General features: G+C 70.0%; 21 protein-coding genes and 1 pseudogene. 7 read left to right on the top strand and 15 right to left on the bottom strand.

From position 1 onward, the window contains the following. Positions 1-319 precede the first annotated feature (319 nt). Together ACH4DZ_RS09495 and ACH4DZ_RS09490 are read right to left on the bottom strand one after the other, a co-directional pair. Positions 320-1108: a polysaccharide deacetylase family protein gene (locus ACH4DZ_RS09495; RefSeq protein WP_398286412.1), complete on the bottom strand. Its 789-nt coding sequence runs from the start codon at positions 1106-1108 to the stop codon at positions 320-322. Next, on the bottom strand, positions 1105-1890 hold the full coding sequence (locus tag ACH4DZ_RS09490; RefSeq protein WP_398286411.1) for a polysaccharide deacetylase family protein: 786 nt from the start codon (positions 1888-1890) through the stop codon (positions 1105-1107). The genes ACH4DZ_RS09495 and ACH4DZ_RS09490 overlap by 4 nt, the downstream gene beginning before the upstream one ends. A 273-nt stretch (positions 1891-2163) precedes the next feature. Here ACH4DZ_RS09490 and ACH4DZ_RS09485 point away from each other — a divergent pair, with 273 nt between their 5' ends. Next, on the top strand, positions 2164-3372 hold the full coding sequence (locus ACH4DZ_RS09485) for a methyltransferase domain-containing protein (RefSeq protein WP_398286410.1): 1209 nt from the start codon (positions 2164-2166) through the stop codon (positions 3370-3372). Positions 3373-3390: 18 nt separating this feature from the next. On the opposite strand, the gene ACH4DZ_RS09480 is transcribed toward ACH4DZ_RS09485, so the two are convergent. The 3 genes from ACH4DZ_RS09480 to ACH4DZ_RS09470 are packed head-to-tail and all read right to left on the bottom strand — an operon-like array spanning position 3391 to position 6286. Beyond that, entirely contained in the window at positions 3391-4569 is a 1179-nt protein-coding gene (locus ACH4DZ_RS09480; protein WP_398286409.1) for a dipeptidase, read from the bottom strand. 14 nt (positions 4570-4583) lie between these two features. Then, complete coding sequence (gene purE / locus ACH4DZ_RS09475) at positions 4584-5117, bottom strand: 5-(carboxyamino)imidazole ribonucleotide mutase (RefSeq protein ID WP_107015678.1); 534 nt, start codon at positions 5115-5117, stop codon at positions 4584-4586. Next, positions 5114-6286, bottom strand: coding sequence for a 5-(carboxyamino)imidazole ribonucleotide synthase (locus tag ACH4DZ_RS09470; RefSeq protein ID WP_398286408.1), 1173 nt, complete (start codon positions 6284-6286; stop codon positions 5114-5116). Before ACH4DZ_RS09470 ends, purE begins: the two co-directional genes overlap by 4 nt. A gap of 193 nt (positions 6287-6479) precedes the next feature. Between ACH4DZ_RS09470 and ACH4DZ_RS09465 the strand changes: the two genes are divergently transcribed. After that, on the top strand, positions 6480-7049 hold the full coding sequence (locus tag ACH4DZ_RS09465) for a GtrA family protein (protein ID WP_398287055.1): 570 nt from the start codon (positions 6480-6482) through the stop codon (positions 7047-7049). Between the two features lie 145 nt (positions 7050-7194). Here ACH4DZ_RS09465 and ACH4DZ_RS09460 read toward each other — a convergent pair whose 3' ends face one another. Together ACH4DZ_RS09460 and ACH4DZ_RS09455 are read right to left on the bottom strand one after the other, a co-directional pair. Further along, entirely contained in the window at positions 7195-8463 is a 1269-nt protein-coding gene (locus ACH4DZ_RS09460) for an ATP-binding protein (protein WP_398286407.1), read from the bottom strand. Positions 8464-8639: 176 nt separating this feature from the next. Then, positions 8640-9317 (bottom strand): response regulator transcription factor, encoded by a 678-nt coding sequence (locus tag ACH4DZ_RS09455; RefSeq protein ID WP_107015675.1) that lies wholly within the window; start codon positions 9315-9317, stop codon positions 8640-8642. 550 nt (positions 9318-9867) lie between these two features. Between ACH4DZ_RS09455 and ACH4DZ_RS09450 the strand changes: the two genes are divergently transcribed. Then, positions 9868-11370 carry an oligopeptide:H+ symporter gene (locus ACH4DZ_RS09450; RefSeq protein ID WP_398286406.1) on the top strand — a complete coding sequence of 501 codons (1503 nt, stop codon included), beginning with the start codon at positions 9868-9870 and terminating at the stop codon, positions 11368-11370. A 112-nt stretch (positions 11371-11482) separates the two neighbouring features. Here the strand turns inward: ACH4DZ_RS09450 and ACH4DZ_RS09445 are convergent, their stop codons facing one another. The 5 genes and pseudogenes from ACH4DZ_RS09445 to ACH4DZ_RS09425 form a co-directional block, all read right to left on the bottom strand. Further along, positions 11483-12769: a hypothetical protein gene (locus tag ACH4DZ_RS09445; protein ID WP_398287054.1), complete on the bottom strand. Its 1287-nt coding sequence runs from the start codon at positions 12767-12769 to the stop codon at positions 11483-11485. 77 nt (positions 12770-12846) lie between these two features. Further along, complete coding sequence (locus ACH4DZ_RS09440; RefSeq protein ID WP_398286405.1) at positions 12847-14148, bottom strand: hypothetical protein; 1302 nt, start codon at positions 14146-14148, stop codon at positions 12847-12849. A 135-nt stretch (positions 14149-14283) separates the two neighbouring features. Further along, positions 14284-14994 (bottom strand): LPXTG cell wall anchor domain-containing protein, encoded by a 711-nt coding sequence (locus ACH4DZ_RS09435; RefSeq protein ID WP_398286404.1) that lies wholly within the window; start codon positions 14992-14994, stop codon positions 14284-14286. Between the two features lie 302 nt (positions 14995-15296). Continuing rightward, entirely contained in the window at positions 15297-15800 is a 504-nt protein-coding gene (locus ACH4DZ_RS09430) for an ATP-binding protein (protein ID WP_398286403.1), read from the bottom strand. Between the two features lie 416 nt (positions 15801-16216). After that, a pseudogene (locus ACH4DZ_RS09425) lies at positions 16217-16588 on the bottom strand (STAS domain-containing protein); the annotation flags it as partial. A gap of 239 nt (positions 16589-16827) precedes the next feature. On the opposite strand from ACH4DZ_RS09425, the gene ACH4DZ_RS09420 reads away from it, so the two are divergent. After that, positions 16828-17739 (top strand): RNA polymerase sigma factor SigF, encoded by a 912-nt coding sequence (locus ACH4DZ_RS09420; RefSeq protein ID WP_398286402.1) that lies wholly within the window; start codon positions 16828-16830, stop codon positions 17737-17739. Between the two features lie 147 nt (positions 17740-17886). On the opposite strand, the gene ACH4DZ_RS09415 is transcribed toward ACH4DZ_RS09420, so the two are convergent. Both ACH4DZ_RS09415 and ACH4DZ_RS09410 read right to left on the bottom strand, forming a co-directional pair. Further along, positions 17887-18786, bottom strand: coding sequence for a hypothetical protein (locus ACH4DZ_RS09415; protein WP_398286401.1), 900 nt, complete (start codon positions 18784-18786; stop codon positions 17887-17889). Between the two features lie 33 nt (positions 18787-18819). After that, positions 18820-19245 carry an ATP-binding protein gene (locus ACH4DZ_RS09410; protein ID WP_398286400.1) on the bottom strand — a complete coding sequence of 142 codons (426 nt, stop codon included), beginning with the start codon at positions 19243-19245 and terminating at the stop codon, positions 18820-18822. Positions 19246-19454: 209 nt separating this feature from the next. On the opposite strand from ACH4DZ_RS09410, the gene ACH4DZ_RS09405 reads away from it, so the two are divergent. The 3 genes from ACH4DZ_RS09405 to ACH4DZ_RS09395 all read left to right on the top strand — a co-directional run bounded on the left by ACH4DZ_RS09405 (position 19455) and on the right by ACH4DZ_RS09395 (position 22299). After that, positions 19455-20306: a helix-turn-helix domain-containing protein gene (locus ACH4DZ_RS09405; RefSeq protein ID WP_398286399.1), complete on the top strand. Its 852-nt coding sequence runs from the start codon at positions 19455-19457 to the stop codon at positions 20304-20306. After that, entirely contained in the window at positions 20303-20515 is a 213-nt protein-coding gene (locus ACH4DZ_RS09400; RefSeq protein ID WP_398286397.1) for a DUF397 domain-containing protein, read from the top strand. The genes ACH4DZ_RS09405 and ACH4DZ_RS09400 overlap by 4 nt, the downstream gene beginning before the upstream one ends. Before the next feature lie 560 nt (positions 20516-21075). Then, positions 21076-22299, top strand: coding sequence for an esterase/lipase family protein (locus tag ACH4DZ_RS09395; RefSeq protein ID WP_398286395.1), 1224 nt, complete (start codon positions 21076-21078; stop codon positions 22297-22299). 158 nt (positions 22300-22457) lie between these two features. Here the strand turns inward: ACH4DZ_RS09395 and ACH4DZ_RS09390 are convergent, their stop codons facing one another. Further along, positions 22458-23330 carry a ketopantoate reductase family protein gene (locus ACH4DZ_RS09390; RefSeq protein WP_398286394.1) on the bottom strand — a complete coding sequence of 291 codons (873 nt, stop codon included), beginning with the start codon at positions 23328-23330 and terminating at the stop codon, positions 22458-22460. Positions 23331-23336 lie beyond the last annotated feature (6 nt).

The raw sequence follows: 23336 nt of genomic DNA, 5'->3' as shown, positions 1-23336 counted from the left end.
GTTGGCGGCATCTCGGCGGCTCGGAACGGGGGTGTACGCCCCTGATTGCCGCGCCCCTCGTCCCCCGTTGTCCTCAAGCGCCGGACGGGCTGAAGCGCTGTCGCCTGCGGCCCGGTGGGGGCGGGCCGCGCAGTTCCCCGCGCCCCTGAAAGCCGGGCTGCGCCCGGCCTTTCAGACCCCCGGCCCCCTTGCCACCTTGCTCCTGCCCCAGCCCCTCAGGGGCGCGGGGAACTGCGCAAACGGGGGCGAGGGGGCGAAGCCCCCATGCAGTGACGGGAAGGGTAGGGGCGGCGGGGGCGGAAAAACCCTCCTGCACCCCCTACAGGTAATCCTCCAGCCGCGCCACAGCGAACCCCTGCTCCTGGATCCGCCGCAGCATCCCGACAGCCGCACCCGTCAACGCACCACTCCCACCCCCCTCCCCCGCCCCCACCCCCTCCGGACAATGAAGAATGTCACCGGCCCGCAACCGCCCAGGGTCCCGCCAAAGAACCACCGCAGCGATCCCGCAATCCCCCGCCGCCCGCAGCGTGTCGCCGTCGTAGTCGCCGTACGGCGGCCGGAACAGCCGAGGCCGGATCCCGAACCGCTGCTTCAGCTTCTCCTGCTGACCGCAGATCTCGGCCCGCTGCCCCTCGTACGGCAGCCCCGGCAGATACGGATGATCGAGCGTGTGGTTCTGCACACTCGCACCGACCGCGCGCAGCCGCCCGAAGTGGGCGTACCCCGGCCCGACGACGCTGTCGGTGAGGAACACGCTGACCGGCAGCCGCAGTTCCCGGACCATGTCGACGAACCGCGGATCCTTCTCCGCGCCGTCGTCGAAGGTCAGGAAGACGACCTTGTCGCGGGTCGGGACACGGTCCACCACGGGCGGCAGGCCGGGCCCCGCGGCCCGTAAGGCGGGCCGCCGGGCGGCCGGGTCCGGCGCCGCGGCGAGCGGGGCGCTCAGGCCCCAGCGGCGGTACGCGTCCACCGGGGGCCCGTGTGTGCGTACCTTCTGCGCGGCCTTCTTGCCCAGCCGCTCGATGGGGTCGACGGACTGGGCGCAGCCGGTGAGGCAGAGCGCGCCTGCCAGCAGTGCGGCGGTGGCCCCCCGGCGCCTCACAGGTAGTCCTCCAGGCGCGCCACCGCGTACCCCTTGTCGGTGATCAGCTTCAGGAAGCGGCGGACCATGTCGGGCATCGTGCCCTCCCAGTCCTCCTTGCCGCGGAAATGGCTGAGAACGATGTCTCCGGGGCGCAGGTCGCGGTCCCACTCCCGGTACTCCCAGTGGTCGACGAAGACCTCCTCGTTCCAGAGGGGGGCCGCCTTGATGCCGCAGGCCCTGGCGGCCCGCAGGGTGTCCTCGTTGTAGTTGCCGAAAGGCGGGCGGAAGAGCGTCGGGCGCTTCCCGTACCGCTTCTCGATCACGTCCTGCATCCCGCAGATCTCACGCTTCTGCGCGGCGTACGACAGGCCCGGCATGTAGCGGTGGTGGAGGGTGTGGTTGTTCAGGGCCGCCCCGCCGGCCTGCATCTTCTTGAAGTATCCGTAGTCCTCCTTGACCAGGTAGTCACTGAGGAACGCGGTGTACGGGATCTTCAGCTCGCTCATCATCCGCAGGAACGCCGGGTCCTTCTCGGCGCCGTCGTCGATGGTGAGGAAGACGACCTTGTCCTTGGTGGGGATCGTCGTGAAGACGGGCGGCAGTCCGTCGTGGTCGTCCACCTCGAAGCCGTCACGGGTGGTGATGTGCGGCTTCTTCGCCGGGGCGGGCGGTGCGGGCAGGGGGGCCTTGGCCAGGCCCCATCTCCTCACCGCGGCGGCGTGGGCGCGTTGCTCCTGGCGGAGTTCGGCGGCTGCCTGTTGGCCTGCGGCCGGCTTGATGTCCTTGGGGGCCGGACCCATGCAGCCCGTCGCCAGCGCGGTGGCTGCCAGCAGGGTCAGGGCCGTGCGGGCCGCCGCTCGGGACGGGTGGGCGGTCGGCCGCGGGCCGGTGGGGGCTGGTCGCGCAGTTCCCCGCGCCCCTTTTGGGGCGCCCACCTGATCCCGGTTTGAAACGCCAATGTGGGATTGTCGTACAAGTCGCATGGGGCCGGATACTCCCAGGTCAAGAGCCCTTCCCCGGCCCGACACCGCCGTCGCGCGCGTGCCGTCCACCGACTGGCCCACAATGGGGCGGTGAACGACCTCGATCCGCCGGACTCCCCGCTCGCCTCCTTCGCCGCTCTGCGCACATCCGAGGGGCGTGCCCTTCTCGACGAGGTACGCGGTACCGAACCGGCCCAGGAGCTGGCCGTGGCGACACGGCTGCGACGCGGGCATTCCGTCGGGCTCGTGTCGGCCGCGCTAGGGCAGGCGCGGCTGCGGCAGCGGGCCGTCGCGAAGTTCGGTGCGGCGGACGCGGCGGAGATGTTCTTCACGCCGAACGGGGTCGAGCAGTCGACCCGGGCGAGCGTCGCCGCGTACCGTGCCGCGCGCTTCGGGGAACTCGGGGTGCGGTCCGTGGCCGACCTGTGCTGCGGCATCGGCGGTGACGCGATCGCGCTCGCCCGCGCCGGGATCCGGGTCCTCGCGGTCGACCGGGACCCGCTGACCGCCGCCGTGGCCCGCGCGAACGCCGAGGCGCTCGGGCTGGCGGAGCTGATCGAGGTGCGCGAGGCCGATGTCACCGACGTCGACACCGCCGGGTACGACGCCGTGTTCGTGGATCCGGGGCGCCGGGGCGGGCGCGGCCGGATCTTCGACCCCGAGGCCTACTCACCGCCGCTGTCGTGGGCGATCCGGGCAGCCCGCGCGGCGCCTGTCGCCGCGCTGAAGGTCGCCCCCGGCATTCCGCACGAAGCCGTCCCCGCCGAGGCCGGAGCGGAGTGGATCTCGGACGCCGGGGACGTGAAGGAGGCCGTGCTGTGGTTCGGCACCGGGGAGGCGGGCTCGGTCCGCGCGACCCTGCTGCCCGGCACGCGCACCCTCCTCGGCCGCGGACTGCCCGATCCCGCGGTGCGGCCCGTGGGACGTTTCCTGTACGAGCCCGACGGCGCCGTCATCCGCGCGCATCTGGTCGCCGAGGTGGCCGCCGGCCTGGACGGCGGAGGGCTGGTCGACGAGACCATCGCCTACGTCACCGCGGACTCCGCGACGGCCACGCCGTACGCCACCGCCTACGAGATCACCGACCAGCTCCCCTTCGGCGTCAAGAAGCTCAAGGCGCTGTTGCGGCAGCGCGAGGTGGGCATCCTGACCGTGAAGAAGCGCGGGTCGGCGGTCGAGCCGGAGGAGTTGCGGCGCAAGGTGAAGCCGCAGGGGCCGCACTCCGCGACCGTGTTCCTGACGCGCGTGCAGGGCGCCCCGGCCATGCTCCTGGGGCACCCCGCCACGCTCGACGGCTGAGACGGTCGCGAAGGACGACTAACCGTCCAGCTGCTCCAGGGTCGCGTTCGACGGGCCCCTGCGGGACTGTTCGTCGCGGGCCACGTCCTCCGCCGCGGCCAGGACCCGTACCGAGTTCTGCCAGGTCAGCTTGGCGAGGTCGGTCTTCGACCAGCCGCGGTCCAGCAGCTCCGCGATGAGGTTCGGGTAACCGGAGACGTCGCCGAGGCCCTCGGGGGTGAAGGGCGTGCCGTCGTAGTCGCCGCCGATGCCGAGGTGATCGACGCCCGCCACCTCGCGCATGTGGTCGAGGTGGTCGGCGACCGTCGAAACGGTCGCGACGGGCCGGGGGCGGGACTCCTCGAAGGCGTGGTGGACCTTCATCCCGTCGGCCGTCGTGTCGAGGTGGTGGAAGCCGTGCTCGCGCATGTTCTCGTCGGCGGCGACCGTCCAGTCGACGGCGGCCTGGAGGACGAACTTCGGCACGAACGTCACCATCGCCACACCGCCGTTGGCGGGCAGCCGCTCCAGCACGTCGTCCGGGATGTTGCGCGGGTGGTCGCAGATCGCGCGCGAGGACGAGTGCGAGAAGATCACCGGCGCGGTGGACGTGTCCAGCGCGTCCCGCATGGTCGTGGCGGCCACGTGGGAGAGGTCCACCAGCATGCCCAGGCGGTTCATCTCGCGTACGACCTCGTGGCCGAACGGCGACAGGCCGTCGACCACCGGCTCGTCGGTCGCCGAGTCCGCCCACGCGATGTTGTCGTTGTGGGTGAGGGTCATGTAGCGGACCCCCAGCTCGAACAGGCCGCGCAGCGTGGCGAGGGAGTTGTCGATCGAGTGGCCGCCCTCGGCGCCCATCAGCGAGGCGATCCGGCCCTCGGCGCGCGCCGCCTCCATGTCGGCGGCGGTCAGGGCACTCCGCAGGTCCGCCGGGTGGCGCTCGATCAGCTGCCGTACGCAGTCGATCTGTTCGAGGGTCGCCGTGACCGCGCCGGGCAGGTCCGAGCGCACGTACACCGACCAGTACTGCGCGCCGACGCCGCCCGCGCGCAGCCGCGCCAGGTCGGTGTGCAGGTGGGCGCTCTGGTCGGCGGCGATGTCGCGGGCACCGAGGTCGTAGCGGACCTGCTCGCGCAGCGCCCAGGGAAGGTCGTTGTGCCCGTCGACCACGGGAAAGTCGGCGAGGAACGCGCGGGCTTCTTCCAGAGAACTCATGGTGGTCACGTCCGTCACTTCCCGAAGCCGAAGCCGCTGCCCGTACCCGCGCCGCTCTCCACCTTGGAGCGCAGCCGTTTGCCCTTCTCCGTGGCCTGGTCGTTCAGCTCCTGCTGGAAGTCACGCATCCTGGCGAGGAGTTCCTCGTCGTGCGTGGCCAGGATGCGGGCGGCGAGCAGGCCCGCGTTGCGCGCGCCGCCCACCGAGACCGTGGCGACCGGGACACCGGCCGGCATCTGGACGATCGACAGCAGCGAGTCCATGCCGTCGAGGTACTTCAGCGGGACCGGTACGCCGATCACGGGCAGCGGGCTGACCGAGGCGAGCATGCCGGGCAGATGGGCCGCGCCGCCCGCGCCCGCGATGATCGCCTTCAGGCCACGCCCGGCGGCCTCCTCGCCGTACGTGATCATCTCGCGCGGCATCCGGTGGGCGGAGACCACGTCGACCTCGTACGCGATCTCGAACTCGTCGAGGGCCTTCGCGGCGGCCTCCATGACGGGCCAGTCGGAGTCGGACCCCATGACAATGCCTACGACAGGGCTCATTCGGTGATCGTTCCTCTGAGGTAGCCGGCTGCGTGACGGGCGCGCTCCAGCACGTCGTCGAGGTCGTCGCCGTAGGTGTTGACGTGGCCCACCTTGCGGCCGGGCTTCACGTCCTTTCCGTACATGTGGATCTTGAGCTGGGGGTCGCGTGCCATGCAGTGCAGGTACGCGGAGTACATGTCGGGGTAGTCGCCCCCCAGGACGTTCACCATGACCGTCCACTTCGCGCGCGGGCGCGGGTCGCCCAGGGGCAGGTCCAGGACCGCGCGGACGTGGTTGGCGAACTGGGAGGTGATCGCGCCGTCCTGGGTCCAGTGGCCGGAGTTGTGCGGGCGCATGGCCAGTTCGTTGACGAGGATGTCGTTCTTCCCGTCGGGTCCACGGGTCTCGAACAGTTCGACGGCGAGGTGGCCGACGACGCCGAGTTCCTTCGCGATGCGCAGGGCCAGTTCCTCCGCCCGGAGCGCCAGTTCCTCGGAGATGCCGGGCGCGGGCGCGATCACCGTGTCGCAGACCCCGTCGACCTGCTGGGACTCGACCACCGGGTACGCCACGGCCTGGCCGTGCGGCGACCGTACGACGTTGGCGGCCAGCTCGCGTACGAAGTCGACCTTCTCCTCCGCGAGGACCGGGACGCCGGCCCGGAAGGGGTCCTCGGCGTCGGCCGCGGACCGGACGATCCACACGCCCTTGCCGTCGTAGCCGCCGCGGACGGTCTTGAGGACGACGGGGAAACCGTCCCCCTCGGCCCCTTCGGGGAGCCCCTCCGCCGCGAAGGCCACCACGTCGGCGGGATCGCTCACGATCCGGTGCCGTGGGCACGGCACCCCGATCCCGACGAGCTTCGCGCGCATCACGCCCTTGTCCTGGGCGTGCACGAGCGCGTCGGGGCCGGGGCGCACGGGGATGCCGTCCGCCTCCAGTGCCCGCAGATGCTCGGTGGGTACGTGTTCGTGATCGAAAGTGATCACGTCGCAGCCCCGCGCGAAGGCCCGCAACGTGCCGAGGTCGCGAGAGTCGCCGACGACGACCTCGCTGACCACCTGCGCCGCAGAGTCCTGGGGGGTGTCACTGAGGAGCTTGAACCTGATGCCGAGCGGGATGCCAGCCTCGTGCGTCATACGAGCGAGCTGACCGCCGCCGACCATGCCGACTACCGGGAACGTCACACCCCCAGGGTATCGGCCGTTTCGAGCCACTCCTGTCGCCCGCACGATCATCGGACATTGTGCGGGTTCATCACATCCCGGCCACATCTTCGAGTCCGGGCCGGGCAGCGCGGGGAACCGCTGGTTAGCATGGCTGAGTCGACGAAGGTTGACGAAAATGACGTATCCGACGAGACGGGGGCTGGGCGACACCATGGGCACAGCTGGTAAACGCGGGGCTCATGCCAGGCAGGCCAGCGCTGTTCGCCTTCGGATCGAGCGCCTGACCAGGGAGATCGCCAAGTTCGGCGCGGTCGGCGGAGCGGGTCTCCTCGTCAACCTGATCACCTTCAACCTGGTGCGCAGTACCACCGATCTCCAGGTGGTCCGGGCCAGTGTGATCGCCACGGTCGTCGCCATCGTCTCGAACTACATCGGTTTCCGCTACTTCACGTACCGCGATCGCGACAAGAGTGGCCGTACCAAGGAACTGACGCTGTTCATGCTGTTCAGCGCGATCGGCCTGGTGATCGAGAACGGTTTCCTCTTCGCCGCGACGTACGGACTGGGCTTCGACAGCCCGCTGGCCAGCAACGTCTTCAAGTTCGTCGGCATCGGCATCGCGACCCTCTTCCGCTTCTGGTCCTACCGCACGTGGGTCTTCCGGGTCGCCCCGGCCCACGACCCGGTGACCGACGCGGAATCGTTCCTGGAGAACCGGTCCCCCTACCTGGACGAGGACCTCCCACCCCAGAACACCCGCCAGGTCCAACAAGTCCGCTGACCCCCACGAGCGGCACGGGGCCTTTCAGGGGCGCGGGGAACGGCGCAATCCTTGGCTTTGAGCCTCTAGGGGCGCGGGGAACGGCGCGACCAGCCCCGACGGCGCCGCAGACATTCCCAACGCCACCCCAGCGGCGCGCCACGCACTAGCGCACGGTGGGTTCGTCACCTTCCCGCCGCTTCAACGGCGTACGCGACAGGAACAACCCGAACACGGGCGGCTGAGCCTGCAGCATCTCCAGCCGCCCCCCGTCCGCCTCCGCGAGGTCACGCGCCACAGCGAGCCCGATCCCGGTGGAGTTGCGCCCGCTGATGGCCCGCTCGAAGATCCGCGCACCCAGGTCGGCCGGCACCCCCGCCCCCTCGTCGGTGACCTCGATCACGGCCTGGTTGCCGGTGACCCGCGTACGCAGCGCGACCGTGCCACCGCCGTGCATCAGCGAGTTCTCGATCAGCGCGGCCAGGACCTGGGCCACGGCCCCCGGCGTCCCGACGGCCTGCAGATGGTGCTTGCCCGAGCTGACGATCGCGCGGCCCGCGTTGCGGTAGGCCGGGCGCCACTCGGCGAGCTGCTGCTTGATGACCTCGTCGAGGTCGAACGTGACGGCGGAGCCGGTACGCGGGTCGCGGGCGTTCGTCAGCAGCCGCTCCACCACGTCGGTGAGGCGCTCGACCTGCGCCAGCGCGATGGTCGCCTCCTCCTTGACCGTGCTCGGGTCGTCGGTGAGGGTGATCTCCTCCAGCCGCATGGACAGCGCTGTCAGCGGCGTACGCAGCTGGTGGGAGGCGTCGGCCGCGAGGCGCCGCTCGGCCGTCAGCATGCGGGCGATGCGCTCGGCCGAGCCGTCCAGCACATCGGCGACCCGGTCCAGCTCCGGCACCCCGTACCGCTTGTGGCGCGGGCGCGGGTCCCCCGATCCGAGCCGTTCCGCGGTCTCCGCGAGGTCGGTCAGCGGGGAGGTGAGCCGGTTGGCCTGGCGCACCGCGAGGAGGACGGCGGCGATCACCGCGAGCAGGGCCACCGCGGCGATGATCAGCAGCGTCCGGCCGACCTCACGGGTGACCGCCGAGCGCGCCTCCTCCACCGTGACGGTCTCGCCCTCCTCACCCTTGCGGGTGGAGGTGATGACGTCACCGGTGGGCGCCGTGCCGATGTGGATGGTGTCGCGGCCCGGGATCTCGATGCGCGCGTACCGGTCGCCCGTGACCTGGTCCTTGAGGACCCGGGCGTTGACCTGCTCGTCGCCGAGGATGCGGCTGTCGACGATGCTGACCAGCCGTACCGCCTCGGAGTCCACCCGTTCCTGGGCGCTGTTGCTGATCGTGCGGGTCTCGACGATGACGAGCGAGACCCCGAACACGGCGATCACCACCAGCACGACGGCCAGCGTGGAGTTGATGAGACGGCGACGCACAGGTCCCTCCGGGCAGACGACTAGACGAACCAGTGTGGCCCCGGGCGCCTGGGGACGCCCCTCCAGGGGCGCGGGGAACTGCGCGACAAGCCCCCACCGGCCCGCAGCCGCCCCGCCTCCCGAACGAGGCACCCCGGCGAAAGGCGCCCCGGCAAAACCTCAGCGGAGCGGACCGGCTAACTCTTCTCGAAGCGGAAGCCCACTCCCCGTACCGTCGCGATGTACCGCGGATTCGCCGCGTCGTCCCCCAGCTTCTTCCGCAGCCAGGAAATGTGCATGTCGAGCGTCTTGGTGGACGACCACCACGTGGTGTCCCAGACCTCGCGCATCAGCTGGTCGCGCGTGACGACCCGGCCGGCGTCCCTGACGAGCACCCGGAGCAGGTCGAACTCCTTGGCCGTCAGCTGCAGCTCCTCGTCGCCCATCCACGCCCGGTGCGACTCGACGTCGATGCGCACCCCGTGCGTGGCGGGCGGCTGCTGGGGTTCGGCCGCGCCGCGCCGCAGCAGGGCCCGTACCCGGGCCAGCAGTTCGGCGAGCCGGAAGGGCTTGGTCACGTAGTCGTCGGCGCCCGCGTCCAGGCCCACGACGGTGTCCACCTCGTCGGCGCGCGCGGTCAGGATGAGGACCGGCACGGTCATCCCCTCGGCGCGCAGCCGCCTGGCCACTTCCAGTCCGTCCATACCGGGCAGCCCGAGGTCGAGCACGACCAGATCGATACCGCCCTGGATGCCCGCGTCGAGCGCGGTGGGTCCGTCCTCGCGTACCTCAACCTCGTACCCCTCGCGGCGCAGGGCGCGAGCCAGGGGTTCCGAGATGGACGCGTCGTCCTCGGCGAGCAGTACTCGGGTCATGAACTGATGGTAGTCCGCTACGGAGCGGCGCAGTGAGGGTGATCGACATCTGTGTTGCTCCGGACCCCTCCGGACCAGGCGACCCTGGGGTTCAGGATGTAAATCTGTGAACGGCCTTCGATTCAGGCGCATGGTTCCATCCACACCTGTGATCCATCTCTCAAGTCATGCCATATGCGGCATTGATGTGGCGTAGGGCCTTATGGTGACCAGACGCCTGTAGCACCACACAGGGACCTTTGGCGGAAGCTTCACGCTGAAGGTCTCTTTTGTGTGCGGGCTGGTGTCTACCAGCCTTGAAAGGAATGACCTGTGGCCGGGCCCGGCGCGCGAGAACGCGCGACGGGCGTGGATCCCGGTGGTCGTCGTCCACCGCTCCGACCTCGCCGACCGAGGACGGAGCGGACTCCCCGTGGGCGTGGGGCGGGACGGCCGACCCGCCGGTGCCGGCCGCCTCCCCCACCGGGCGCGCAACCCCATTCCGCTCACAGCGGCCTCCGCTCCGGCGGTGTCCGCCTCGGCGGCGCGTCCCGACCAGCAAGGAACGACCATGGCGTCCAGCCTGACGAAGGACTCGGCCTCTCCGGGCACCCCCGGTTCCGGATACGAGAAGACCTTCTTCGGCCACCCCCGCGGACTGGCCACACTCTTCATGACCGAGATGTGGGAGAGGTTCTCCTACTACGGCATGAGGGCACTTCTCCCGCTCTACCTGGTCGCCCCCGGCGGCCTGCACCTGAGCGCGAGCACCGCGACCGCGATCTACTCGGTCTACCTGTCGCTCGTGTACCTGCTCGCCCTCCCCGGCGGCTGGTTCGCGGACCGGGTGCTCGGCCCCCGCAAGACCGTCGCCGTCGCGGGACTGGTCATCATGCTGGGCCACCTGACGCTGGCGCTGCCCTCGTCCGGCACCTTCTTCGCGGGCCTCGGCCTGGTCGCGATCGGCTCAGGTCTGCTGAAGGCCAACATCTCGACGATGGTCGGCCACCTCTACAAGGGCCCGGACGACCCGCGCCGCGACGGCGGTTTCACCGTCTTCTACATCGGCATCAACCTGGGCGCCTTCGCCGCCCCACTGGTGATCGGCACCATCGGCGAGAAGGTGAACTGGCACCTGGGCTTCGCGCTCGCCGCGCTCGGCATGGCGCTGGGCCTGGCGCAGTTCCTGATGGGCCGCCGCCACCTCGACGCGCGTTCCGACGTCGTCCCGACGCCGATGTCCGCCGAGGAGAAGGCCTCGACCCTGCGCAAGGGTCTGCTGTGGCTGGCCGTCGCCGCGGTCTTCTACGCCGTCGTCGGCTTCTCCGGCCACTACACGCTGAACTGGATCATGGTCCCGCTCGCGCTCATCGGCCTGATCATCCCCGTCTGGGTGATCGCCAGGATCAAGCGCGACAAGTCGCTGGACCGGGTCGAGCAGTCGAGGATGTCGGCGTACATCTGGTTCTTCGTCGCCGCGGCCGTCTTCTGGATGATCTACGACCAGGGCGGCTCCACGCTGTCGATCTTCGCCGAGTCGTCGGCCGAGAACAGCGTCTTCGGCTGGACGTTCCCGGTCTCCTGGTACCAGTCGGTCAACCCGGTCATGATCATGGCGCTCGCCCCGGTCTTCGCCTGGGCGTGGCTGGCGCTGAACCGGGCCGGCCGGGAGCCGAGCACGATCGTGAAGTTCGCGTCGGGTCTGGTCCTGGTCGGTGCCTCGTTCTTCCTCTTCCTGGCCCCGCTGTCGATCGCCGAGGGCGGTCACAAGGCCGCCGCGATGTGGCTGGTCGCCATCTACTTCGTACAGACCGTCGGCGAACTGGCCGTCTCCCCGGTCGGCCTCTCCGTCACCACGAAGATGGCCCCCGCGAAGTACGCCTCGCAGATGATGGGCGTCTGGTTCCTGGCCGTCACCGCCGGTGACGCCACGACCGCCCTGCTCTCCATCGCGGGCGTCGACCTGAACGGCATGGGCATCGTGGCCCTGGAGGCCGCCCTCGCGGTGGTCGCGGGCGCGGCGATCTTCATGTACCGCAACAAGGTCAAGTCCTTGATGGGCACCGTCAACTAGCCGCTCCCCCGCGCCCCTGGGTATTTAGGGGCGCGGGGAACGGCGCAAATCCTTTAGGGGCGCGGGGAACTGCGCGACCGGCCACAGCGGACCCGCAGACGACCCACGCGGCTCACCCCCGCCGCCCACGGGGCACAAAGGTGAACACGGCCCCACCCAGCAGCACCGCCGTCCCGGCGACAAGCCCGAGCGCCCGCAACGTCCCACCGCCATCACCACCGGTGTCCGCGAGCCCACCCCCGGCAGAGCCACTCCCCGCGGAGCCGCTCCCCCCGGCCCCGGAGGCGCTACCACCGGCGGAGCCACTCCCCCCGGCCGCACCCCCCGGCTGGGCAGCCGTGTCCAGCGTCAAGGACACCGCGGACTTCGTCGGCGTACACGTGGTCGTCGTCCCGAGCGCCTGCACCGTCAGCACGCCCGGCGACAACGTCGACTCCCCGTCCGCGCCCGGCTTGTACGTGCCGGTCATGTCGGAGATCACCATGGGGTCCCCGGACTTGATGGGCTCGGCGTTCGTCGGCCCCTCGACCGCGACCGTGCCCTTGTCGGCGCCGCCCAGCACGACCTCCATCGACGGCTTGACCGAGTCGGCCGGGATGTCGGCGGGGCTGTCCATCACGGACCCCTTGAACTGGACGGTGAGGTCGTAACTCCCGCCGTTCTTCTTGGCGTTGATCTGCACCGGCGAGGTCGCGTTCTTGTCCCCGATCGGCGTCTTGCACGCGTAGGCGATGTCGACCGCCTTGCCGGTGAAGTCGGTCTGTTCCCCACCGCCGCCAGTGCTGCCGCCCGTGTCACCGCCCCCGGTCCCGCCCCCGGCCGTACCACCGGTCGTGCCCCCTGGCGGCGTGGGTGTCGGGCTGGTCGGATCGGGCGACTCGGGAGGCGGATCGCCCTCCCCCGCCTTGACGTCGATCGTCGCGGCGGGCTTCACCGTCTCCGTCGGCGCGCACTTGGTGTCCGTGGACATGACGTTGATGGCGTACGCGTCCGGCGTCAGCGTCACCTCGCCGACCGTCGTCAGTTTCAGCTTGCCCTTCATGTCGGACAGGACCATCGCCCCGCCCTTGGGTATCGCCGGGTTCTCCCGCGGCCCCTGCATCGCGACGGACGCGGTCTGCGCACCGGCCGCCTTGAGAGTGCCGGACGGCTGCACCGAGTCGGCGGGCAGGTCGATGAGGTCGGGGTTCCTGGACGCGGCCTGCGTGAACTTCCACACCACCTCGACCTCGTCACCGACCTTCGCCGTGGCGGGTGCGCTGACCTCCACCTCGGTGGTGCCCTTGACCGTCGGCAGCCCGGAGACCGGAGGGGGTACGCAGTCGGTCGCGTAGGACACCTCGGCGGCCTGGGCGGGCGCCGCCGCCACACCCAGCAGGACTCCCGCACCGCCGAGCATCATCGCGACTCCGGCCGCACTCGCTCTCCGGCCGCCTCCGGGCTTCCTCGGCCCGGGCCGGACTCTCCGTTGCGTGCTCACGTGTTTCCCTTCCTGGTGGGGGTCGTCGGAGTGTTCTCGTGCGGTGCGGAGAGCGGATCGGCCTCGGAGGCGGCCCCGGGATCGGTGTCCGGGGTGAACCAGGGCAGAGCGGACTGCGTACGGGCCCGCGTACGCGTAGCTGTGTCGGCGCCGGCGGATTCCCGGTCGCCGGAGTCCTTGTCCGCGGAGCCTGTGTCACCGGAGCCGTTGACACCTGAGCCCTTGTCACCGGAGCCCTTGGAGGCCGGCGAAGGATTCAGCTTCGGCATCCGCAGGGTGACGTCGGGCAGCCGCAGCCCCCCGCGCCGCACGCCGTGCGCCCCACGGCCGGGCCGCACACGCCGTCCGCCCCTGCCACCCCCGCCACCCCCGCTGCTCCGGGACCGTCCGGCACGCGCGCCGGGCCCGCTCGGCCGCACCCGGTCCACCACGGCCATCCCGGTCCGGAACAGCGCGGCCGGTACGACGACGCAGACCAGGATCCAGAAGAGCGTCACCCCCCAGGGGCGGCCCACGCCCCACGGCTGCTCCGCGAGCACCTTGCCGCCGAACTTCAGGGAGACCGTGTAGTCGCCGTGCGCACCGGCGGTCAGTTCCACCGGCAGGGTGATCCGTGCCTTCTTGCCGGGGCCGATGGTGCCGCGCCACTGGTGTTCCTCCCACTGCGGGGCGAACACGCCGTGCGAGGTACCGACCTGGAAGACCGGGTTCTTCACGGCGGTGGTACCGACGTTGCCGACGGTGAGGACGAGTTTGCGGGCCGGCGGCGCCCCGAACCAGGTGAGCAGACCGTCCGACCCGTCGAGCCGGGTGTCGGTGAGCACCGAGAGCCGCCCGGCGCTGTCCTCCTTGGGCAGCGGCTCGACCTCGTGTCCCGCGACCAGGAAGGGCGCGTCGGCCTCCGCCTTCGTGCCGGTGACCGTCGCGACATGGACCACGCAGGGGCACGGTACGGGCGGTTCGGTGACCGGCAGTTTCTTGCTGAACCGGCCCTTCGCGTCGGTGGTGACGGCCCGTCCGTCCGCGTTGGCGCAGGAGTTGGTCCCGCCGATCACGCCCCGGTCGGTCGAGGACCGACCGCAGATGAGCATCATCAGCAGGGCGTTCGCCCGCCATCCGCTGCCGCTCACCGTGAGGGAACCGCCCGTCCCCGCCTGGGACTTGGAGAGCTTCACCTGCGGTTTCTCAGCCGCGAAGGCGGTCTCCCCGGTCACCGGGAACAGCCCGAGCGCGAGCACCCCGACCACCGCCACGACGGCCGCCCGCCACCGACACACCCCTTCAGCCGTGCCGCTCACATCACCGCTCCCGTCGACTCGACTTCCGTACGCGGCCGTCCGGCGCCCCCGGCCCACCCGGACCGCCTCCGACCTCGTACGGGCCGTACACGCCGTACGAACCAGGGGGAAGCAGAAGGGCTGGTGCGGGGCGGTTCAGCCGCGGGCCTGGTGGCGCCGGCTCAGCCACAGCACGCCGGCCGCGCCTGCCAGCAGGACCGTGCCGCCGAGCGTGCCGAGGGCGATCGCGGAGTCCTCGGGGCCGGTCTGCGGCAGATCCTCACCGCCCGCCGGAGCGTCCTGCGCGGAACCGGTGGTGCCCGAGCCGCCCGTGGAACCGCCGCCGCCGGACGCCGCGACGGTCAGGGTCAGCGAGGGCTTCGGGCTGTTGCCGGGCGTGCACGTGGTCGTCGTACCGAGGGCCTTGATGGTCAGCACACCCGCGGTGAAGGTGACCTTGCCGCTGCCCTTCGGGGTGTACGTGCCGGTCAAGTCGGTGATCTTGATGGGGGTGTTGGCGGGGATCGCGTCGGGGTTGGCGGGACCCTTGACCGCCACGGTCCCGCTGTCGGCGCCGCCGAGCTTGATGACCGCGCTCGGATTCATCGCGCCCTTGCCCAGCTCTACGGGGCTGGACGAGACACCTTTCTCGAAGGTCATCGTGAGCCGGTAGCCGCTGCCGCTCTTGACGCTCTTGATGTCGATGGGCGAGACGGCGGACTTGTCACCGATAGGGGTTTTGCACTGGTAGTTGACGTCCACCACGTCGGCCCGGGCTGCGGGGGCGGCCATCAGCACCGCCGAGCCCGCCAGGGCCGCGGCGGACGCGAGCACTGCGGTTCGTTTCTGGTACGTCCGGTATGACACGGTCCCCTCATTCCCGAAGGCGTTCCTGACACCATTCCTGGCACAGTTCCTGACGGAACATCAGATCGGCCGTCAAGGTACGCCCGGCCCCTTGCCGAGGGAAGACAAAATGCGCACCGGATCCATGAGGATCCAATGCGCACGGGGCGAGCGACGGGCGAGCGGGAGGCCGCGCCCGTGGGTGGGGGAGGCGCCCCGACAGGGGCGCGGGGAACTGCGCGACCGGCCCCCACCGGACCCGTACCCGAGAACCGAACGGTCAGCGCACCTCACAGAGGACAACGCCACACCACAGCGGAGCGCTACGCGGGGGCACCCAACTCCGCCCAGACCGTCTTCCCGGCGACCCCCTCCGCCCGGATCACACCCCAGTCCAGACACAGCCGCTGCACGATGAACATCCCGTGCCCGCCGGGCCGCCCGGCCCGATGCGGCGTCCGCGGCGCGGGCTGACCGGCCCCGCGGTCGGAGACCTCGATCCGCAGCACCTTGTTCTCGCAGGAGATCCAGAGCTCGTCCGGCCCCTCGGCGTGCAGACAGGCGTTGGTGACGAGTTCGGACACGACCAGCAGCACGTCCTCCGCGGCGGCCCGCCGATCGGCGGTGGCCGCGGGCAGCCACCCCCACTCGTACAGCGCCTGCCGGGCGAAATCACGGGCGAGCGGGACGACTCCGCTCTCGCCGTCGAAGTCGAGCCGGCGGGCATGACGCCCGGGGGGCGTACCGCCCGGAGACGCCCCGGAAGCGCCGCCGTCGCCCGATTCAGGGCCGCGGTCGCCCGGCGAGTAAGGCCGGGTGGTGCTCATCAGCGCTTCACCTCACCGATTCACCAGTTCACGATTCAAGACTCAGTTCTCAGCACATTCAGCACGTGCGGCGCACTCGGAAAGCTCGGGACACTCGGGCTCCGGGAGTGGTCCGGGACTGCCGCGCACTTGCCGTTCGTCCGTTGACATATTCAGGAGGTCTCCTGCCCGACCGAACCGTCGGAACACCCACTTGTCCGGTACGGATGACGAGACTCCGATATCGCGTTGATCACGTCGAAGGCGACCTGGACACAACTGTGCCGCAGGACAGCGCCTCGGGGCGACTAGTCACCCCGATCGGCCGCGGGCCGGTCGGCCCCGGACGCACGGCCGTCGGCCGCACCGCCCTCGGACCCCGCGGCCCCGGCTCCGCCCGCCGCCGCGGAGCCGTCCGCCGCGGAGTCGCCTGCCCCGCTCTTGTCGTCCAATGCCGCTTCCAGCGTGTCGTGCACGGTGAAGACGGCCTCCGCCCCGGTGATCTCGAAGACCCGGGCCACCACCGGCAGCATTCCTGCCAGGTGGACCCCGCCGCCGGCGGCCTCGGCGCGCAGCCGAGCACCGAGAAGGACGTTCAGTCCGGTGGAGTCGCAGAACTCCAACCGTGAACAGTCCACGACGAGACGCACGAACCCGCGGTCGAGGCAGTCCTCGACCGGTTCGCGCAGAAGATCCGCCGTATGGTGATCCAGCTCACCCGCCGGGGTGACGACGGCACTAGTGCCCTCTTCTCGCACCTCGACCAGAAGCCGGCCCGACTGTGCGCTGCCGACCGTCCCGCGGTCCATGCCGTCTCTCTCTTCCGACCGATGTGGTTGTTCGTTGACGCACTCGAACCCTACGCCTTCCCTGCACACTCTGACACCCGAACAACCGCCAAGAATCGGACATTTCACCGCAAAACTCACTTGCGAGAGGGTCACGAAAGCGGGTAGGGCTAGTAGAGACAGTTTTCGACACGGCCGGCTTTGGAGGCGCCGCACACCGCAGTGCACGTATTGGCATCGGCAGCCATATGCCGAGAACGATGGAGGACATCATGTCACCCCGGCTCGACGCATCGCAGGCCCAGAGGGCGACGTCGACACGCCCTCTGGACGATCTGGAAGAAGAGTCCGCCGACGAGAACGCCGGCCTCGCCGGGCTTCCGGAGATCCCCCCTTTTGCCGAGGTGGGCCCGGTGGACGCACGGGCGCTCTCCAAGACTCTCTTCGGGCGGCTTGAGTCGCTGGAGGAAGGCACCTCCGAGTACTCGTACGTCCGCAACACGCTGGTCGAACTCAACCTCGCCCTGGTCAAGTTCGCCGCCTCCCGGTTCCGCTCCCGCAGTGAGCCGATGGAAGACATCATCCAGGTCGGCACGATAGGCCTGATCAAGGCGATCGACCGCTTCGAACTCAGCCGTGGCGTCGAGTTCCCCACTTTCGCGATGCCGACCATCGTCGGCGAGATCAAGCGCTTCTTCCGTGACACGTCATGGTCCGTGCGCGTACCGCGAAGGCTGCAGGAGCTCCGCCTCGACCTGGCCAAGGCGGGCGACGAACTCGCCCAGCAACTGGACCGCGCTCCGACGGTGGGAGAGCTGGCGGAGCGTCTGGGACTGTCGAACGACGAGGTCGTCGAGGGCATGGCGGCGTCCAACGCCTACACGGCCAGCTCACTGGACGCCCAGCCCGAGGAGGACGACTCCGAGGGCGCGCTGGCGGACCGGATCGGCTACGAGGACCACGGGCTCGAAGGCATCGAGTACGTGGAGTCGTTGAAGCCGCTGATCGCAGAACTTCCGCAGCGCGACCGGCAGATCCTGTCGCTGCGCTTCGTCGCCAATCTGACCCAGTCGGAGATCGGCGAGGAACTGGGCATCTCGCAGATGCACGTGTCGCGACTGCTGTCGCGGACGCTGGTGCGCCTGCGCAGGGGTCTGACCGTCGAGGAGTAGCCGCCGAGGAGCGACACCTTCGTCGCGACCCGACACGCGCGGGGCCGAGCCGACCTGACCGGCTCGGCCCCGCGCGTTCTGCCCACAGGCCGCGCCGCGGACCAGGTCACTCCGCGACCGTCAGCGCGGGCGCGGCCGTACGACGCTTCAGGAACCCTCGCCGAACAGTTCTCCGGCGTCGGCGACCCGGTAGGAACGGTCGAGCCAGGAGCCGAGTTCGTCCATGTCGGTGGAGGAGAGAACACGCTTACGGACGACATCCGGCACGACGATGCCCCGCCACTGAAGAGTGCGCAGAACACTCTCCGCCCTCTCCTGCGCCCGCCCTTCCTCGCGCCCCTCTTCGCGCCCTTCTTCACGCACCTGCTCGGCAAGCGGGTGTCGCCAGAAGTACTGGATCGCCGTCATCAGGTCCCTCCACATCTGCTGCGCCCGGGGGTCTGCCAGGCATGAGTCGACGAATTGCACGAAGACCGCGGCGCTGTCCGGGTCGATGGTCCGCAGGGCGGCTGCCAGGGACTCCAGTATGGGCGCGGTCTGCGGGCCTTTGCCATGTGTCATCGCCGACAGCACCGCAAGGGGTACGTCCCGTGCGGCCTCCCGTTCGTCTGTGATCACCGGCACGTTGTCCGGCCCCAGGACGAACGGACGTACCGTCAGCGAAGGGCATCCCCGCACGCCGAGATGGATCGGCTGCGACGCCCAGCGGGCTGTGGCGCTGCTCTGGGTGGTGACGATGAGCACGGGCTCGCAGCGGTACTTCTCGTACAGATAGCTGAGGTAGTACGGCCAGCTGCCGCGTTTCCTCTCGTCCGGCTTTCCCTGTGACTCGACGACCAGGAGGTAGGCCCCCTCGTCGGTCTCCGCCCGCAGCAGAGTGTCCACTCGCCGCTCGATCGGTTCGATCTCGGTGAGGTCCACGTTCATCGCGGCGAACTCGCGCGGCTCGGGGAATGGGACGCGTAAGACGCTCTGCAGGGTACGGGTCAGCAGCGCGGGGTCCTTCTGGAAGATCCGGTGCAGGGCCTCGTGTGACGAGCCGACCATGAGCTCTCCTTTCTGTCGGACTTGATCAACGAGCTATACGGCGGCCAGGTCGCACCAGACGTACTTGCCTCGGTTGCCGTATCTGCACAGCGGCTGCCAGCCCCAGGCGTCGGAGCACGCGCGGACCAGGGCGAGACCTCTGCCGCTCTCGGCGTCCGTGAGGCCCGCCAACTCTCCCGGCGGCTCGGGCGGTTCGGGGTCCGCGTCCCACGCCCCGATCTGCAGAACCCCGACCGACCAGCAGACCCGGAGCGTCGCGGGCTCCTTCGTGTGCAGTACGGCGTTGGCGACCAGCTCGGCCGCGAGGAGTTCGGCGACATCGACGAGTCGGATCAGCCCGTGCATGGTCAGGATCATGCGGAGGGTGCGGCGGCAGATGGTGACGCCACGGAGGTCGTTGGGGATGGAGAGGGAGTACTCCCAGGGTTCGCTCTCGGTGCCGGTTCCGTTTTCGGACATGCGTCAGCTCCAGGGGTGGGGTACGGGGTGGTCAACGAGGGCGGTGGCAGGGCCGCAACCGTCATGGCAGGACGGAGCGGTGCGCTTCCGCAGCGTGACTCTGACGTCACCGACGGTATTTCCTAACATTAGGAAGGCGCAAGCGGCTGGCGTATTCTGACCCTCGAACGAGGTACGTCCACCGCACAGTTGAGACGAGGAGGCGCCGGTTGCCACCAAAGAGGCACCTCACGGCCCGCAGGCTGCGACTAGGGGCTGAACTGCGGAAACTGCGCGAGGCGACCGGCATGAAATCCCGGGAAGCCGCCACGCTGCTCGGGGCCGACGCGGTCCAGATGAGCCAGATCGAGTCCGGCGTCGCAGGCGTGAGCGCTGAGCGCGTACGACGCCTCGCAGGCCACTACGCCTGCACGGACGAGGCGTTGATCGAGGCCCTCACCGCGATGGCGACCGACCGCACGCGTGGCTGGTGGGAGGAGTACCGAGGTGCACTGCCTCCGGTATTCGCAGACGTCGCCGAGGTCGAACACCACGCGACGCTCCTCCGTGAGGTGGTGATCACCCACGTGCCGGGACTCCTGCAGACGGCCGACTACGCCCGCGCGGTCTACACGTACATGGTCCCCGGCCTGCCCAAGAGCAAGCTGACTCCTCGGGTGGAACACCGGATGAGACGGCGCGCCGTCATCGAGAGCGACAACCCCACGCCGTACGAAACGCTGATACACGAGTTCGCCCTGCGCATCCGCGTGGCCGACCGCCAGGCGTCCCGCGTACAACTCCAGCAGATCCTCGACGAAATCGAGCAGGGTCACGTAACCGTCCGCATCATCCCGACCGACCAGGACGGTTTCGCCGGCGCCGGGGCCTCGATGATGTACACGGGTGGCCCGGTTCCCCGGCTGGACACCGGCCTACGGGACGCCCCCACTGGAACCGCGTTCATCAGCGCCGAACCGCAGCTGGCTCAACTTCGAACACTCTTCCGTAAGGTGGAGAAGGCGACGTTGGACCCCGTGGCATCGCGGGACTTCATCCACCAACTGACCAAGGAGATGTGACCCGCACCATGAACCACATCCTGCGCTGGCAGAAGTCCACCTTCTCGGACGGCGGCGACGGCAACACCTGCGTCGAGATCGCCAGTTCTCCCGGAACCCTCCACCTCCGCGAGAGCGAAAGCCCCGGCACCGAACTCACCATCTCCCCCGGCCCGTTGGCCCACCTGATACGCGGAATGAAAGCGGGCGCGGCCCCTACCGCCCTCTAGAGCGCGTCCCTTTGATCCGCTCATCGGTTGATCGGGCATGCCCGTCCGACTAGTCATCACTGATGCGATGTGGAACCGGGTCGAGCCGCCCATGCCCGCCGATCCGGTCCGCGATCGGCGATCGCCGATGGACCAACCAGCGCCGAACCCTTTCCGCGAAGCGGGCCGGGATGGCGCGGGATGAAGTCCGGCCATGCGAACGGACAAGCTCGACACAGTCCCGTTCCGCGGCGCGCGATCAAGCGGCGCGCGATCAAGCCAACCGCCTCGGGCTGCGCAAGGGCGGTCAGCCGACTGCGCGATCGGCCTTTTCCCACCCTTGCGGCCATCCCCGGCCGGAAGTGGCCGCATTCGCGCAGGGAATGCGGCCACTGCTGATCAACCTGCGGCCATCCCCTTGCACGTCAAAAGATCATGACTGTCTGTAATCGATCTAGTGCGGAGAGTGATGGCCGTGTTGTCGTTGTCCTGCCGGGAACGGACGCGACCCCGCAGAGCCCCCGACCCGGCATTCGATCCGTAAGGAGGGGCCCCGCCCCTACCTTCAGGAAGGGAATGCCTTGAGCACCACCGAAGAGCAGGCCGCTGAAGCCTTCCGGTCCGGTCCCCCGATCGTCCTGGCGCCCGGTCCGCGCACGACCGACCGCATCCCGCCCCCGCCCAACGACGTCTGGGACCTCCCCCACGGCACCGCCTGGGTCTACCACGGCGAGGGCAACGGCCGGCTCACCCGCCCTGTCCTGATGGCGGACGGCTTCAGCACCGGCCCCAGCGACCTCGGCTTCACCTGGGAGAACCTGGAGTACGGCCCGTACCCGCTCCTGAGCGAACTGCGCCGCCGGGGCCGCGACGTCGTCCTCATCGGCTACCACGAGCGCAGCGCGTCGATCCTGCAGAACGCCGAGGCGGTGATCGCCGCCGTCATCGAGGCGATCGACCGCCGTGTCGGCGACCACCCGCTGACCGTCGGCGGCTTCAGCATGGGCGGTCTGGTCGCTCGCTACGCCCTCGCCAAAATGGAGACGGTCGGCATCGAGCACCAGACGCAGCTCTACTACTCCTACGACACACCGCACACCGGCGCCTGGATTCCCCTCGCCCTCCAGGCGTTCGCGCACTACACCAAGAAGCTCGACCCCCGCTTCTCGGACCAGATCAACAGCCCGGCCGCCCAGGAACTGCTCTGGCAGCACATCGCGAGCTGGGAGGACAAGCCCGCCACCAGCGAGCTGCGCTTCTCGCTCCTGCGCGCGCTGGAGGAAGTCGGCAACTGGCCCAGGTCGAGGCAGACACGGCTGATCGCCCTGGCCAACGGTCCGGACACCGGCGCCGGCAACGGCGTGGCTCCGGGGGCCGAAGCCGTCACCGGCAGGGGGCTGGCCGTCACCGGCACCGAGCTGCGGACCCAGTCCGAGGGCGACGACCAGCTGGTGGCCAAGCTGCGGGTGGTCACCGTCCCCACCCGTGAGATCCGCACCAGCGGACTGCCGGACATCGACGGCGCGCCCGGCGGGGCCCTTCACGGCTTTGGCATCCTGGCCGACGCGTTGAACGAGACCCTGGGCTTCGGCGTCGACAACCCGATCCGCGAGCACTGCTTCGTCCCGGCCGTCAGCGCCGTCGCCCTGCGGGAGCCGGCCACCCACGACGATCTCTACACCCCGATCAGCGATGAGGAGCTGGAGGAGACGCCCTTCCACGCCGTCAAATTCGCCTCGCAGAACGAGACGCACACCCTGGTCACCGAGGAACTCTCCACCTGGTTCCTGGACCAGCTGCCGTAAGTGCGGTCGTCCCGCTGCCGTCGGACCAGCCGGCTCCGTCGGCAGCGGGGCCGCCGAGACCGTCTTCCGCCCCGCTTCGACGCCGTTCCTGCACTGAGCGGAGGCCGTCGAGCGGTCCCGAACAGTGGCGCGGCCCGCCCGTGCGCACGGACAGTCGCTCAGCGGGCTCCCGCAGGGGCACCGAGCTGTTCGGACAGCCGCGCGAGTTCCGCCGCCATGGCGGGCGAGAGGTCACTGAGTCCGCTGTGCACGGCCGTCGGGCTCTTCAGGAAGCGCCGGAACACGGCCACGAGAAGCCCTTGCGGCAGCGCCCGCAACACGGCGAACGCGCGAGGTACCGGCGGCGTCCCCATCGCGGCGAGGTTCTGCCGCATGAGGTGCAGCATGCCGCGGACCGCGTCCGGGTCGTCGGCCAGCGCCATCGGGCCGCCCGCCGCGTACACCGCCTGCCCGAGCGGGACCTCGAACGCGGCGTGCGTCCTGAGCCAGGCGCCCATCCGCGGCTCGGCCCTGGCGTTGATCCCGGCGGTACGGAACGTCTCCACGATCCGTTCCAGTCGCGGGGTGGTACGGCCGTCGGGCTCACCGATCGGCATCGCGACCCGGCGGGTGACGAAGCTGCTCCTGCGGTAGCGGACCACGTCGCCGTCCATCGTGCCGCCGTTCGCGGGGAAACCGAGCAGCACCCGCTCATGGCCGATCACCGCGCCCAGCGGCTGCGCGCCGGCCGCCCAGTTGTGGAGGAACAGCACGTCACCTTCGAGGCCGGCGAGCGACTCCAGCACCGCGTCCACCTGGTGGGTGCGTACGAAGACGGTGATCAGGTCGTACCCGCCGTCCGGGCGCTCGACCACCGGTACCGGCACCCGCCTGACAGCCGGGCTGTCTTCCTCGGCGAGCTGCACTCCGTGCCGGCGCAGGGCGGTCAGGCGCCCGCCCCGGGCGAGGAGCGAGACATCGTGACCCGCCTCATGCATACGGGCGGCGAACTGGCTGCCGAGCACTCCGGCGCCGTACACGAGCAACTTCACGTCGGA

Origin of the sequence: Streptomyces sp. NPDC017991, from assembly GCF_044328075.1 — a bacterium.
Taxonomy (GTDB): domain Bacteria; phylum Actinomycetota; class Actinomycetes; order Streptomycetales; family Streptomycetaceae; genus Streptomyces.
The sequence above is the reverse complement of the archived record's forward strand: the minus strand, read 5'-3'. Positions and strand labels throughout refer to the sequence as shown.

Coding starts and splice junctions, on each gene's coding strand:
- ACH4DZ_RS09490 (WP_398286411.1), bottom strand. CDS start 1,890: ATGGGTCCGGCCCCCAAGGACATCAAGCCGGCCGCAGGCCAACAGGCA.
- ACH4DZ_RS09480 (WP_398286409.1), bottom strand. CDS start 4,569: ATGAGTTCTCTGGAAGAAGCCCGCGCGTTCCTCGCCGACTTTCCCGTG.
- purE (WP_107015678.1), bottom strand. CDS start 5,117: ATGAGCCCTGTCGTAGGCATTGTCATGGGGTCCGACTCCGACTGGCCC.
- ACH4DZ_RS09465 (WP_398287055.1), top strand. CDS start 6,480: ATGGGCACAGCTGGTAAACGCGGGGCTCATGCCAGGCAGGCCAGCGCT.
- ACH4DZ_RS09455 (WP_107015675.1), bottom strand. CDS start 9,317: ATGACCCGAGTACTGCTCGCCGAGGACGACGCGTCCATCTCGGAACCC.
- ACH4DZ_RS09450 (WP_398286406.1), top strand. CDS start 9,868: ATGGCGTCCAGCCTGACGAAGGACTCGGCCTCTCCGGGCACCCCCGGT.
- ACH4DZ_RS09445 (WP_398287054.1), bottom strand. CDS start 12,769: ATGCTCGGCGGTGCGGGAGTCCTGCTGGGTGTGGCGGCGGCGCCCGCC.
- ACH4DZ_RS09430 (WP_398286403.1), bottom strand. CDS start 15,800: ATGAGCACCACCCGGCCTTACTCGCCGGGCGACCGCGGCCCTGAATCG.
- ACH4DZ_RS09420 (WP_398286402.1), top strand. CDS start 16,828: ATGGAGGACATCATGTCACCCCGGCTCGACGCATCGCAGGCCCAGAGG.
- ACH4DZ_RS09415 (WP_398286401.1), bottom strand. CDS start 18,786: ATGGTCGGCTCGTCACACGAGGCCCTGCACCGGATCTTCCAGAAGGAC.
- ACH4DZ_RS09410 (WP_398286400.1), bottom strand. CDS start 19,245: ATGTCCGAAAACGGAACCGGCACCGAGAGCGAACCCTGGGAGTACTCC.